Genomic DNA, 12,776 nt, shown 5'->3' with positions numbered 1-12,776 from the left:
AACTGGATCTGGGCGACACGTTGCAACCCATACGACAGCACTGAAAGAGTTTCTTAGGTCAAGTGGTCTCTATTTTCGGGATTTCTGCATCTTCTTTAGAGACGTCCCTTTCCATGGAATTTGCTTCTGCTCCTCGTAGGTTTGCAAGACGGCATTGACCCAGAGTTCCATCGAGTCTTTCTTCAGTTCCATGTAAGCTGAATGCGCACCATATGACTTCTCGGTTACATTTGCCGGGCTTTGCCTCATTCGATCAAAAACACGCTGGTCGTTTTGGCTGAAAGCGAGGATCGCGGGATCTTTGATGGAATGTGTCAGAACTGCTGAGGCGCCACCGGGATATCCTGCGTCGCTGAGAAAGTCCGAAAGGGTTCGCCTGATATCATGTGGCGACCACCAGTCGATCCCTTCTTCCGTCAGCAAATCCGGCCAGGGCTCCCTTTTCGGGCTCACCCGTCTATCGGTCTCGGGCTTGTTTCGGTCTCTGCCGGCCAGGCGGGACAGGATTTGATACGCCCCTGACCCAGTGACGTTTTTGGTCAGGTCTTGCGCGGAAGGCAGAAACACTGCGGAGCCATCGTAATGTTTGGACATCCTCAAGAACCTGTTCAGGTGGTCAAGGGCTTGTTTCGGTACAGGCAGGATGACGCGTTGCTTTCCTTTAACCCTTTCCACGTCCCAGGACGCCAGTTGCCATTTCTCCGGCGCAAAGGTGTCCGTCAGGAGGTCGCTTTTCAGCGGCGAGAACGCCGCTCCGGTTCTTTGACAGGTCAGGACGGCCCACCACAAGGCGGCAAGTGTCCAAGGGTGTACCCCATTTTTCCTACATTGGCGTTTGGGCAATGGATGGTTCAGAAACTGCTCGGCGATCCATAGGGTTCTCACCGCTTTGTCCAGCGCCGGCATCCGAGTTTTGGGTTTCACAATCACTGGCGATGACAAGTTGGGCCACCAACGGTTTACTTCTCCAAGACAGCTTGCGCCGTTGTGCTCCCTGGCACACCAAGTGAGAGCTTCTCTTGTATAAGTCACGACTTTAAGCGAGGTGGAAACACCGTGAGCTCTTCGGGTGTCATCCCTGACTTTCTCAAGATCGCCCTGGGTGAGGCGGGTGACTTCCTGGTCCAAGATGTTTCCCCAGGTGGGGCGTGACATCATGGATCTGATATCTTTGACGGTTGAGGACTTGATCTGTTTTTTGCCATTTAGAGATTGCTTGTCTTCCAGAGTTGCTTCAAAGCACTGCCGCAAGGTCCATCCTGATGGAATTTCCACCAGTTTTACCACCGCTGCCTCGTGATCGTGCCCTTGATCTCGATGTGTCATGTACTCATCAAATTTGTCTGGCTGAGACATGAGTACAGACCTCACGTTGGCCGCTCTCTCCCGGGCGGCTTTCACGCTTGTGATCGGCCGTTCTGTGGGGCGCGGGTAAAGTTGCCCGATGGTTTTGGTGCTTTGCTTGTATTTTGTAAGCCAGACGGCGCGATGGCCTCGCACGCGCAACAACAAGCCCAGCTTACCGTAGTCTTTGAATGTGTATGTGCCGTTATATCCGGCTTCAGCCATCTTCTCGGCTCTATTTACAATGCGTCTGTCAATTTCGCACGCTTCTGTCGGCATGATTTGTCCTTCAAATAATGATGTGAAGGGCATTTCATGCTCCAGGGCCTATGTCGTTAAAGACTGGTTAACAGCTGTCGATTTCTGGCATGAAGGCACGACCGGCCAAGCTGCTTGTAACCAATCACTCAGCTTTAAGGTTGTTTACATAACACCCGTACTGCGGTGTTCGCATTTTGTTACGGTCGAGGGGTTCGCGCTTGGGTTGCGTCGATGAAGGTACGCTGCAAAGGATAGTCCAGGCCGTCAGTGTTTGGCGTTCTTTGCCACCACCGCCACGGCCAGCGGCGTCCAGGTTCGCGACGCAGACACGATAATTGTGGATAGTACGCCTGTGCGACTTCAGGGAGTGGAAGCACCTGAACTGGGAACGTTAGCAGGACGCAATGCACGACGTTGGATGGTGAACTACCTTCGCGGCAAAGCAGTCGAGTGCGAGCTAACAGGTGAGCGGAACTACGACCGCTATGTCTGAGAACGGCGGTGAGAAAGTCGACCACGGTAGCGCTGGGATGAGCCTGCTGCGGGCGGCGTAAAAGTCGTCCATCTTTGCCCTTTCTTTTGAAGGAGGGAGGGGGGGGGAGGATCTTCACCGTGGACTTGTATCGTAAAGTTCGTTTGGCCCATCCGATTGGTCTGTTTTTTGCGTCCGGTTTGAGCGGCAGCACATTCAAGCTGGCATCCGTAAGATGCGGCATGATAAGGTTTTCTTCAGAAACTGAAGTGGATTAAACTCTTCTCAGTGCTCCCACCTGAGCTCTGGTCCACCAAAAAAGTTGAAACCGTGGCGGAAACTTAGGATTGTTGAACAGGCCAGCGGAAAAACAACATTCAGAGGCTTCAAAGATCTTCGAAAATGCTTCATCCTTGGACCGCACGTCAATTTGATTTGAGCACCCAATGACAGGCAGCGATCTTTTCACCCGAGTGGATTTTCTAAATTGGCGTGACTCGCAGCTGGAAGAGATCACGCTTCAGGCGGAAACGGCCTTTCCTAAACTGCTCAAAACCATCGACGCGAAGATCGACGAAGCTGGCACGACTGATCTTGCATGGTCCGAATTTAAAATCCGTGACGAAATTTCTGAAATCTGTAGCACTTGGGCGGAAGAGCAGGCCCAAAAAGCCCTCGCCCACACCGAAGAAGCATTGAGTGACCTAAAGGAAAAACTTGCCCCTGAATTTACGCGCGACCCCGATCTAAACGACCGATTGGCAGCGATTGCACCCGCTCTCGCGAGCGCGGGCTTGGCTGCGGCATCAATCGCCGCCATCCCAACGGTTGTTTCATTTGCTACTGTTTCTACCAGCGTCTTGGCTATTGTAGGTGTTTCTTATGTCAGTTGGCCTCTTTTCACTGTCGGCGCGGTGGCGCTTGGCGCGACCGCACTAGTAAGTCGAAGTCTTTTCGATACCGCGGTCGAGAATTGGAGGGAGTCACTACGCGCTCGTGCACACACGCACGCAGGTGAGATAGTTTTTGGCTTGGGCGCACCTGTGGACCAACGCACAATTCTCGAAGACATTCAAACGCTGGCCATTAATGCGGCAGCCAACAGCATGGACCCACAATGAATACTCTTCTCTACGAAATTCCCGAGAAATTTGTCTCTCAAGTTTCTGGCGGCCAAGCCAAAGTTGTGGGAGCCCTGATAAAAGACAAATTAACCGGCCAAGTTTTGGCTCATGTACAGCCGACCAGTGCATTTGAAAAGATACTTGGGAGCGCTCTTCAAGGTGTCAGCTCAACTATATCCCAGGGCTTTAACCCGTTAGGTGTGCTCACAGCGGTTCAGAATGAGCAGATCAAGTCTCGGCTCGCCAATATCCAAACTTCGTTGGGCCTGATGCAGAACCTTCAGATCGGCACGCTGGCAGTCTCTGGCTTGGGCCTGGGCGTTTCGGTTGCCGGATTTGCAATGATGCTACACAGACTTAAGGGCATTGAGGCGCATCTGGTTGATCTGAAGGAACGGATAGACCTAGCCACTGCTGAACGGCGAAGTGACGACATACAGGGAATTTTTTCGGTTATTACGGCCGACTTGGAAACCGTCGATACTCTGCATGCCCGGCGAGATGCGAGCCGGGTCGCTGAAGAGGTTCAGATTTCCCTTTCACGTTCAGCTTCTCGGCTACAGCCTCATTTTTCACGCGTATCCGAGAATCACGAGGACATGACTAATGAAGACTTGGACTTGCTATGGTCACTGGCCGCAGCAATAAGGCTATGCTCCGACGCAAGCTTTAAAGCTTTGTTTCACATAGATGAACTGGCTGTAGCTGGTGAAATTGCCAGAAAACAAGCCGAGCGATTTGCTCAACTCAGTGCGCCGTTGTCAGCTGACCGCCTGGCACGGCTTTGTGCCCAATCCGCCGAGAACGTCGAAATGATGAGCGATATGCGAAATATGGCCCTACCAGCAGCTCAAGTCTTGGTTGGAGGGCTACGGCAGTCTGCAATTCAGGCAGAAAGTCAGGCATCACTTGCATCTATACTCATCGAGCGCGGAGCATCAGGGCGGCAATATCTCGAGGAGTTGGAAACGGAAACTGAAGCCCCCTTGCTCTATTTGCCAGGTTAATCCCTGAGAAGCTGAGTGTGCCCGCAGTTTTTTCGGGGGGGCGTGCCAAGCTTGGTTTCGGTGATGCGAGCCTGGATCCGAACAATATCAGAGAAACGGAAAAACGTGACGGTTCCACTCACCGCAATTGTGACGGGTATTTCGTTCGGAGTTCTCGCTGAGGTTGAGCCTCCCCAACTGAACTGGTCCACCGCTATGTTTAGGAAACGGAGGACCACGAATGGCAAACAAGCGACCGAAGCCCGAAGAGATTGTCTCGAAGTTACGGCAGGTTGAAGTTCTAATGGGGCAAGGCATGTCCCGTCTTGATGCGATCAGGCAGATCGGCGTTGTTGAACAAACCTATTACCGCTGGCGCAAGAAGTACGGCGGAATGGGCGTAGATCAGTTGAAAGAACTGAAACGGCTTCAGAAAGAGAATGAGCGACTGCGACGTGCGGTATCCGATCTGACGTTGGACAAGCTGATCCTGACGGAGGCGGCCAAGGGAAACTACTGAGCCCCGCTCGTCGTCGTGCTTGTATTGGCCATGTTCGCAACCAGCTGAAAGTTTCCGAGAGACGCGCCTGCCGAGTGCTTGGACAACACCGGTCCACGCAACGGCGCGTCCCAAGAGGTCGCGCAGACGAAGACCGATTGGTGGCCGACATGATTGAGTTGACCCGTCAATACGGCCGATATGGCTATCGCAGGATCGCCGCGCTGCTGAGAGAGGCTGGATGGTCTGTCAGTGATGGGCGAATTGAACGGCTTTGGCGACGAGAGGGGCTGAAAGTGCCAGTGAAACAACCGAAGAAAGGACGGCTCTGGCTGAACGATGGCTCGTGTGTTCGGCTGAGGCCGGAGTATCGCAATCACGTATGGAGCTATGACTTCGTTCATTGTCGAACTGATGATGGCAAAGCTTTTCGGACGCTGAACATCCTTGATGAGCACAGCCGGGAGTGCCTGGCGATTAGAGTGAAGCGCAAGCTGAACTCGGTCGATGTGATCGATGCCTTGACGGATCTGTTCATTCTGCGGGGTGCACCCTGCTTCATACGCTCAGACAATGGACCAGAATTCGTCGCCCAGGCCGTCCGAGACTGGATCGCCGCAGTTGGCGCCCAGACGGCTTACATTGAACCTGGGAGCCCGTGGGAGAACGGATACTGTGAAAGTTTCAATGGCAGGTTCAGGGATGAGCTACTCAACGGTGAAGTCTTCTACAGCCTGCGCGAAGCTCAAATTCTGATCGAACAATGGAGGAGACACTACAACACAAAGCGGCCCCACAGTGCACTGGGCTATCGCCCGCCAGCACCTGAAACCATCATCCCAATGGATTACAGGCCGACGATGCACTAACAATCAATTTGGACCAGTCAGATGAGGCTGCTCAAGAAACTTGGACAATGAATAGGCAGAAAGTGTTATTCCACAATGTGCCAAAGGGAAGTCCAGACTTGAAGTCTTCAAGAAGGTCGGTGGGGAATAAAACAATGAGCAAGTACAGACTTTCGCGTGCGGAAGCTAAAATTCTGATTGATGATTACTGTGTTCAAATTAACGGTAAGCCTTCTTCAGCAAAAACAACAAGCAAAAAGCCCTTCAATGAATGCGCGGCGAGAGAATGGTGGCTTGAATCCAGAGATAGAAAAAGTGGGTTGAACGACAGGAAGAAAGCCTTGCTCAAAGCATATTTCGCGCTTGGCGGCGAAAAATTCCCTATGACTGGTATACCACTTACCGATGGCTATTTTCGCCCTGATCGCAAAGTTATGTGCGTTTCATGTCAATCCGATTTAGTCAGGATGACCGACGGTCATTTTTGCATAACGGAGAAGGGTCGTGCGTGGCTGGCCGATGAAGGGGAAGCCGATCCAATCACTCTAGCAGAAAATGTTGGGTCCGAACGAGATGGTGTTGCGTTTGGGGGGAGAGGTGAAGGTGAGAACCATCGCGCTTTACGGCTTTGGGTTTTGAATAACCCAACAGCAATCTTTCCGAGTATTAAATTGCTTCGTTCCGACACTGAGTTCGTTTTACCTTCAGGAGATCGTTTGGACGTAATTTTCATAGCGCCAAACGCTAGCATCGCTCTCGAGGTGAAATCTCGAGACTCTAACGACGCTGACTTGGCTCGAGGAGTGTATCAATGCGTTAAGTATCGTGCCGTGCTGGAAGCAACAAAGAGGGAAGCGGAAGATAAGGTTGAAGCCGTTTTGATCACAGAAACTGAACTGCCGATAAGGCTAAGGAACGAAGCGCTTCGTCTCGGGATCACGCACATAATAGTTCCGCATAACCGAATGAGTGGGTCTTCGACAGTTCCGTTTAACGTGTCTTAATATGTTTCACGCGCGAAAACTGAATCTTCGAAGCCCAAATCGAACTAATCTTGGAACGGTTTAATGGGAGCAGATAGGTTTGCGCAAAAAGCTTAATGATCGAAAAATTGACTGCTCATGCCGTCGGTAGTCGGCTTTCAATTAGAGACAATATCGCTTTGTTTCCTTGTTGGCTTGGGTTTTGGAGTATCCAATCTACCGTTCGAGTTTTTCCAATGAGTTCCACTTCATCCCATATTGCCAGTCGAACAACCGGAAATCCTATAATGAGTGTAGAGACATCTTTCAGAAAGTCGTAGAAAGCACGCTGCCGCCATCTTGCAGGTCCTGCGCCATTCAAACAGCCCCTGGGTGGCGAGGCACTAAACTGCCTTTCGCAACTCGTGTTGGTCCATCTCTTTCCATGCTTGCCAGCGCACAGGCATTCTTCTTCGTACCGCGAGCAGAACGAAAGGTAGGAGGTTAAAGGAAAGTTTTCTAGCTCACCATAAACACCTTCCGAAAGGGTCAGAGCACGATAGCGGTTGAAGTGAAGCTGCTCATCGAGCTCGATTGCAACGCCTTCAAATTCAATATCCCAAGTCGCCCGCGGGTTGACTGGAAAATCCGCATTTACGCCACCCAGTCTCCGATAAGAGTCCATAGCAACCTCGAAGTAAGCCGAACCATAGATGTCTTCTTCGGTTAGGCGTCGCAGTTTGCGCCTTTCAACAGAGCCTTGGCTTGAAAGCGCTTCTTTCAACGCATTTTCTCTTTTGGGCATAAATAACCCTAGTCAAATTTTCCCTTGCCAAGCAAGGCAACCAACATTCCAAATGGGCACATGACTTTATTCTTTTGTAATGGCTCGACTATAACGAAGCCTGAAGAAATTATCCCATTTCTTGGTGGTGGTGAAAAACACTGGCGAAAGGGGCGCTCTGCGTACGAATTGGCTCACAGTTGGATGGATGCCAATGGTATACCGAACCAAGTTCGAAACGTACTTGAGACGCAAAAAGATTTTAGAAATCCTAAGCTTGTCGATGGGCACTTTGAGCGCGAGACCAAGATACCTGGCCGCGGCAAAGCCAGTCAAACAGACTTGTTAGCCCTCTGTAAAGCCGAGGGGGGTAGCTTTATTTTGGGGGTTGAGGGAAAAGTCGCTGAAACTCTCGGCGACGTGGTTTCGGATTGGAACAACGGCACTCCGAACCGTCAGGTACGATTGGAGGGTCTTGTCGACCTTCTTGGCGGTGATTTCACCGCTATTGGGAATCTGCGCTACCAACTTCTGCACAGGTCTGCTTCGGCGCTGCTCGAAGCCAGAAATTTCGGCGTCTCGAAAGCCATCATGCTTGTACATTCATTCGATCCGGGCCACGCATGGTTTGAAGACTTTGAAGCGTTCTCAGAATGGTTAGGTGCTCCGTGTGCGAGACCTGGTATTTTGTCCGATCCGGTACACCTATCCGATGTCGATCTTTTCTTGGGTTGGTGCGCTGACCGACCGGCTCCTAGTGAGTAGAATTCGCTCTCGTTCGGTTTCGGACGAAAAGAGTTTCACTCCGCCTCTGCGATCATTCTGACGAGGTTATTGCCACACTTGCGCCGCACTAGGACCGCTTGCGATAGCTTGAGAATGCAGTTCACGTAAAGCTCGATCCTTTGAACGACCATTTCGCTCGAATCTGGTCAGGCGCCATATCCGAAGCAAAGTTGGGGTCAATCTGATTTGAGCTGCCTTGCTCGGGGCTTCGATTCCAGGCGCTCTGGTTGGATTCCCAAAAGCGGAATCTTACTGTTGCGCTAAGTCCTTGAAATTTGAAGTGATTGAATCTGGGGGTGCTATTGGGGGTATTAAAGTGAATCCAGAATCATTGTGTGCATGCAAATCTCGATGCTGGATCAAAAGGGTGGCTTGAGAAGCGTCGCGTCTAAAGCGTACCGATAACAGAAGAATTAATCAAAGTGGTTGGCTCATCCACTTCGAGTGGATCATGGCACTACGATTCACTCTAGTTTTCGCTGTCTTTGACATAATGCCTACATTATCCCGCCGCGGGATTGTGCCACTCATTTATCCAAGTATCTTGTCACAAAGGAGAAACCAGATGGCATCCGCTTTCTGCGCCTTCGCGGCTTTTGGGAAAAGCCCCTTTGGGGAAAGACCGTTGTGACTTGATGCAGTTTCGGAAACTTGTTGTTCGCAACCACTAGCGAGGAGCAACTTGCATTGTTGGACTGATAATCTGTACCACTTCTGTACCACTTGCAAAAAAGTTGACGCGGCCGCATTTTCTCGAATTTTCTTCAACAACAAGGTAATCTAAGAAAGAAAAGTTTCCTTAAAAATTTATTAAATTTAGGGTGTTACATGTGTTTCGGCCAGAAAATCATGGGGTGTGGGCACGAACGGTGAATTCAAGGTGATTGGATTGAAAATCCTCGTGTCGGTGGTTCGATTCCGCCCCCGGGCACCATTCCCAACAGGTAAGCTACTGTTTCCCTTCAGCTTTAACTGGAGCTGACCAAGGGCGTAGTACATGCTGGAGAACAAAACCGTTCCCTTCTCATTTGTGAAAGCAGGGGTCTTCTACTTCACACGACGGGTTCCGAAGGACCTCGATCACCACTATACCACCGGAAAAATATCCTTCTCGCTGAGGACAAGATCAGCAGCGGTCGCAAAGTCCCGAGCGCAAAGAGCAGCTCAGCAACTTGATGAACACTGGTATCACCTACGTATCCAAGACGTAGACCTGCCGGGCTAGCATCTTCTGAGGATGGGAGCTGCGGTCGACTTTGGGTCTTCGATGTCATGCACCGATCGCGCCAGCGTCGACGCTGTAAAGCTCTCAGAAGCCGTGTCAGTCTATCTGCAGCTGAAGGGGCAAGGACGTCCAATCACCTTCCACAGGGCTGCTGAGCGATCGTGTGGCTATGTCTTGGATGTCTGCGGAGACAAAGACATCAGAAGCTATACCAAGGCGGATGCCAATGCGTTTCGCGACGAGCTGGTGAAGCGAGAATTAGCGGGTAGCAGTATCACCCGCATCTTTGGGACCGTCAGATCAGTCATCAACTTCGCTGCTTCTGAAGCCGGTATCACACTGACCAACCCATTCGCTGGTGTGTACTACGACAGAAGTGCCGGTGTCGAAGATCGTGAACCTAGTCGTCTTTCATGCCTTTAATGCAGCGCTTGTAGCACGACGTCGCCGACGGAGGACCTGCAAAGAAGGCGATCCATGTCTATCACCCCATCTTTTGTTTCATGCCCCGCGTGTGGCAATGACTTCCTCTACCGAAGCAACAAGAAATTCTGTTCGGCAAGCTGCCGCAAAGCCAGCTCACAGCGGGACCGTCGAAAGCAGCGACCAGCCAACGCAGCTAACAGTCGCTCGCTCAGACGAGAACAACATGAGATATTCGAACTGGCCGATAGGATGGCAGAGACACTCTATACAATGCCACCCGGGCAACGTCTGGGTTACATCGAAGAAATCGTTCAGCTTGCCAGAAGCGGGCGCTGCCCGCAGGTTCGCAAAATCCTGACCAACCCAGACTTGATCCTCCCGAACCCAGACAAGAAGCACTTGTTTTATCGCGGTTGCCGCAGCTATTGCACGATCTCGCAAGCTGCTGATCGATACTGTCGCAACTCTTCATGGAGTGCTGGAGTTGCTGAAGTGGTGCGAGGCGAAGTTCCGGACCCTCCCACAGGTGAAGTCACCGCTGACGTTGCCGTGGCTGCTTGAAATGACGGTTAGTTTTGGGGTCGCAAATATCAGAGGTCATATCACTATACGACCACCTGTAATCTCCCCCATTGCCCTTGGCGGGCTGGAGGGGAGCCGGAGCGATCTACGGGGACCCCTTTTGGCTTCAATGTGAGTACGCCCCCGGGAACCGCACTGGAACCGCCTATGCATGGGGTCTCCGCGCTACCGTAGTACAAACCGTAGTACACAACGCGCCTGTTGACCTTGGCTTGGCTGTAGCTATACCCCTTGTTTTGCTGACGGGAGACCAAAAGAAGGTGCCTGTAACGGGAATAGAACACAGCCCCCGGGCACCACGTTCTCATGAGAACCCATTGATTGCCCTCAGTTCCGTTAGAACCTCGCGAGTGGCCATTGAGTAATTTTTTGTGTGTACGAACGCAGATCGTCGCAATGCTCTAATGCAAACTTGGTCGGCAAAGTGAAAGCCCGCCCCTATTTTGGGCGGGCTTTCTTCGCTTCTAGAGTAAGTAATATGCGGGCTTCGATAAAATGAAGTCGCTTCCAGTAAAAATTCTTGTTCGGGTATCCGGGCCAGCCTGAGTTCATGTAGGTGGATGTATAGGCTGGCCCGGCACTCGTTGCCTCCGTGAGTATTTGGGCAAGGAGTTCAGAATTTATTCGAGGCCAAGCATGGCCTTGACCGTTGCCTCCACTTCGTCGGTTACAGGCTTGTTAGCAGCGTTCTCTAATGCTTCACGTTCTAGCTCAGGTTGTGCTTCAACTTGCTCAGTCAAATCATCGACCTCTTCCACCGCGTCCTCGTATTCATTGGCCGCCTGAAGCTCATCGTTCAGGTCCTGAGCCTCCTCAATTGACTCGTCCAATTCACCTTGTGCGGTTTCCAACTGTCCCAGCAACTCGTCGCTTGGATCGTCGGTTTCGTCCACTTGCTTCTGGAGGTCATCAACGATGTTCTTGTTTTCCTGTACCTCGGAAAGAGCGGTTTCCAGATCATCTTCGATCTTTTCGATGGAGCGATCCGGAACCTCGAGGCCGTCCAGGAAATCTTGGGCTTCCTGCAGGTCTTCGCGCAGTTCCTCGCCTGCAAGAACCGTATCACGGTACGCAGCTATCCGCCCCACGCGCGAGTTTGGTGAGGCGTTCAGCAACGCGGTTTCGCTTGCATTCGCGGCGTTTAGCGCGCCCAGCTCCGATGGGTGGGCTGCCAACAGGGCAGCGGCCTTATTCCCGGTCGTGCGGGCGGTTGGGCGAATAGAATGGGTTACTTCTACATTTTTGGCAGGTTTCGACTGTGTCGAAGTGGTTTTGCGGCCAGCTTTCGTTGTTTTGTTGCCTTCAAAGAAGCTCTTTAGGGAAAAGCCTTTGCCTGTTCCTGACTTCGAGCCGGAGCCATTCGTCTTGGCGAAACCTCGGCCGGAAAGGCCAAACCCCTTGCCCTTATTCGCCCCGGCTGCACCTTGGCCCTTGCGACCATTCTCGGAGCTGCCGCCTTTACTGCCGCTTTTCCCTTTGTCGCCCCCATTACCGCCGCCGTTACCATTACCGCCGCCGTTACCGTTGCCGCCACCATTGCCCTTGCCCTCTTTAGCGATGGCGGCATCTGGAACGGAAATCACACCCACGATTGCAACAGACCCCATAAGAGCAATTGCGATTGATGTGGCTTTCAGAAGGCGGGCGGTCTTGGTTCTCATTTTGAGCTCTCGTGCAAATCTCTTTTCAAAAACGTAGTCAATCGTAACAGAATCACCTGATGCTCTCATTTGAACTGATGTAGGCTGAACACAGGCGAAACCGATTGTTAATCAGCGGTTCACTTTGTTTTTTTTAGGCTTTACGCTCTCGAGCGCGATTTTGAGTGACGTCGATGATGAAGCATATTGCGATAGTGGTCTGTGCTTCTCTTCTCCTTGTAGGAGAGGGGGATGCTGCGCCACGCGAGCTTAAGCATTCTGAACTGCGTAAAGTCACAAGATCAGGTGGTGCAATTCGTCTGAAAAACGTAATCAAAGGTGTCGAGAAAATATTCGGCGGAACCCCGGTTGATGCTCGGGCATTCCAAGCCGGCGGGGTCTATTACCGTATTTTGGTCAAAAAGCCGAATGGTAGCATTATCAGTGTGATAGTGGACGCAAAGACCGGGGTAGTGGTGCCGAACAAGTCCCGCGTGGGCCAACAAATAAAAGAAGCGGCGCAATCCAATCTTGGTAACTCGGCAACCGCGAAAGCCCAGGCCAACCTGAATGGATTTTCAGGAAATCGCGGTGTTGGCAACCGTGGTGGAAACGGAAATAGCGGCGGGAACGGCAACGGCAATGGCGGCGGGAATAGTGGCAACAGCGGTGGTGGCGGAAACGGAAACAGTGGCGGTGGCAACGGTGGTGGAAACAGCGGTGGCAACGGTGGTGGAAACAGCGGTGGCAACGGTGGTGGTAACGGCGGCGGCGGCAATGGTGGCGGAAACGGAAACAGTGGTGGCGGAAGAAGATAATTGATGAACAATTGCGACT

12 protein-coding genes are annotated in these 12,776 nt (G+C 51.9%); 9 read left to right on the top strand and 3 right to left on the bottom strand.

Features of this window, described 5'->3' with window-relative positions; all coding sequences use genetic code 11:
* Nucleotides 1–69 precede the first annotated feature (69 nt).
* Entirely contained in the window at nucleotides 70–1,656 is a 1,587-nt protein-coding gene (locus tag GOX75_RS12350) for a hypothetical protein (RefSeq protein WP_171123508.1), read from the bottom strand.
* An 867-nt stretch (nucleotides 1,657–2,523) separates the two neighbouring features.
* On the opposite strand from GOX75_RS12350, the gene GOX75_RS12345 reads away from it, so the two are divergent.
* From GOX75_RS12345 to GOX75_RS12330, 4 genes are all read left to right on the top strand, one after another.
* The gene (locus tag GOX75_RS12345) at nucleotides 2,524–3,198 is read left to right on the top strand and encodes a hypothetical protein (RefSeq protein WP_170778345.1); all 675 of its coding nucleotides are present in this window, start codon (nucleotides 2,524–2,526) and stop codon (nucleotides 3,196–3,198) included.
* Entirely contained in the window at nucleotides 3,195–4,208 is a 1,014-nt protein-coding gene (locus GOX75_RS12340) for a hypothetical protein (protein WP_171123506.1), read from the top strand. The genes GOX75_RS12345 and GOX75_RS12340 overlap by 4 nt, the downstream gene beginning before the upstream one ends.
* Nucleotides 4,209–4,428: 220 nt before the next feature.
* Nucleotides 4,429–5,555, top strand: a protein-coding gene (locus tag GOX75_RS12335) for an IS3 family transposase (protein ID WP_171123504.1) whose coding sequence is annotated in 2 segments (ribosomal slippage) — nucleotides 4,429–4,693 and nucleotides 4,693–5,555 — 1,128 coding nt in all. Because the reading frame shifts where the segments join, the coding sequence is not laid out codon by codon here.
* A 134-nt stretch (nucleotides 5,556–5,689) separates the two neighbouring features.
* A complete protein-coding gene (locus GOX75_RS12330) occupies nucleotides 5,690–6,538 on the top strand; it encodes a hypothetical protein (RefSeq protein ID WP_171123502.1) in 849 nt (282 codons plus the stop codon).
* Nucleotides 6,539–6,653: 115 nt separating this feature from the next.
* Here GOX75_RS12330 and GOX75_RS12325 read toward each other — a convergent pair whose 3' ends face one another.
* The gene (locus GOX75_RS12325; protein ID WP_171123500.1) at nucleotides 6,654–7,301 is read right to left on the bottom strand and encodes a hypothetical protein; all 648 of its coding nucleotides are present in this window, start codon (nucleotides 7,299–7,301) and stop codon (nucleotides 6,654–6,656) included.
* 60 nt (nucleotides 7,302–7,361) lie between these two features.
* On the opposite strand from GOX75_RS12325, the gene GOX75_RS12320 reads away from it, so the two are divergent.
* From GOX75_RS12320 to GOX75_RS12310, 4 genes are all read left to right on the top strand, one after another.
* Complete coding sequence (locus GOX75_RS12320) at nucleotides 7,362–8,045, top strand: hypothetical protein (protein ID WP_171123498.1); 684 nt, start codon at nucleotides 7,362–7,364, stop codon at nucleotides 8,043–8,045.
* Nucleotides 8,046–9,063: 1,018 nt separating this feature from the next.
* On the top strand, nucleotides 9,064–9,291 hold the full coding sequence (locus GOX75_RS20575) for a DUF6538 domain-containing protein (RefSeq protein WP_371808171.1): 228 nt from the start codon (nucleotides 9,064–9,066) through the stop codon (nucleotides 9,289–9,291).
* A 12-nt stretch (nucleotides 9,292–9,303) separates the two neighbouring features.
* A complete protein-coding gene (locus tag GOX75_RS20360) occupies nucleotides 9,304–9,714 on the top strand; it encodes a hypothetical protein (RefSeq protein WP_254428782.1) in 411 nt (136 codons plus the stop codon).
* A 54-nt stretch (nucleotides 9,715–9,768) separates the two neighbouring features.
* Complete coding sequence (locus GOX75_RS12310; protein WP_171123496.1) at nucleotides 9,769–10,278, top strand: hypothetical protein; 510 nt, start codon at nucleotides 9,769–9,771, stop codon at nucleotides 10,276–10,278.
* A gap of 641 nt (nucleotides 10,279–10,919) precedes the next feature.
* Here the strand turns inward: GOX75_RS12310 and GOX75_RS12305 are convergent.
* Nucleotides 10,920–12,029, bottom strand: coding sequence for a hypothetical protein (locus GOX75_RS12305; protein ID WP_171123234.1), 1,110 nt, complete (start codon nucleotides 12,027–12,029; stop codon nucleotides 10,920–10,922).
* Nucleotides 12,030–12,133: 104 nt separating this feature from the next.
* On the opposite strand from GOX75_RS12305, the gene GOX75_RS20245 reads away from it, so the two are divergent.
* Entirely contained in the window at nucleotides 12,134–12,757 is a 624-nt protein-coding gene (locus tag GOX75_RS20245; protein WP_217354431.1) for a PepSY domain-containing protein, read from the top strand.
* Nucleotides 12,758–12,776 lie beyond the last annotated feature (19 nt).

Source organism: Ruegeria sp. HKCCD7251 (assembly GCF_013031165.1).
Taxonomy (GTDB): Bacteria; Pseudomonadota; Alphaproteobacteria; order Rhodobacterales; family Rhodobacteraceae; genus Ruegeria.
Note: the sequence above shows the minus strand (reverse complement) of the source record. Positions and strands in the feature narration are given on the sequence as shown.

What these genes read in the sequence shown, in the direction of transcription:
- GOX75_RS12345 (WP_170778345.1), top strand. Translation starts at nt 2,524, where the DNA reads ATGACAGGCAGCGATCTTTTCACCCGAGTGGATTTTCTAAATTGGCGT.
- GOX75_RS12310 (WP_171123496.1), top strand. Translation starts at nt 9,769, where the DNA reads ATGTCTATCACCCCATCTTTTGTTTCATGCCCCGCGTGTGGCAATGAC.
- GOX75_RS12350 (WP_171123508.1), bottom strand. Translation starts at nt 1,656, where the DNA reads ATGCCCTTCACATCATTATTTGAAGGACAAATCATGCCGACAGAAGCG.
- GOX75_RS20575 (WP_371808171.1), top strand. Translation starts at nt 9,064, where the DNA reads ATGCTGGAGAACAAAACCGTTCCCTTCTCATTTGTGAAAGCAGGGGTC.
- GOX75_RS20245 (WP_217354431.1), top strand. Translation starts at nt 12,134, where the DNA reads ATGATGAAGCATATTGCGATAGTGGTCTGTGCTTCTCTTCTCCTTGTA.
- GOX75_RS12330 (WP_171123502.1), top strand. Translation starts at nt 5,690, where the DNA reads ATGAGCAAGTACAGACTTTCGCGTGCGGAAGCTAAAATTCTGATTGAT.
- GOX75_RS12305 (WP_171123234.1), bottom strand. Translation starts at nt 12,029, where the DNA reads ATGAGAGCATCAGGTGATTCTGTTACGATTGACTACGTTTTTGAAAAG.
- GOX75_RS20360 (WP_254428782.1), top strand. Translation starts at nt 9,304, where the DNA reads ATGGGAGCTGCGGTCGACTTTGGGTCTTCGATGTCATGCACCGATCGC.
- GOX75_RS12320 (WP_171123498.1), top strand. Translation starts at nt 7,362, where the DNA reads ATGACTTTATTCTTTTGTAATGGCTCGACTATAACGAAGCCTGAAGAA.
- GOX75_RS12325 (WP_171123500.1), bottom strand. Translation starts at nt 7,301, where the DNA reads ATGCCCAAAAGAGAAAATGCGTTGAAAGAAGCGCTTTCAAGCCAAGGC.
- GOX75_RS12340 (WP_171123506.1), top strand. Translation starts at nt 3,195, where the DNA reads ATGAATACTCTTCTCTACGAAATTCCCGAGAAATTTGTCTCTCAAGTT.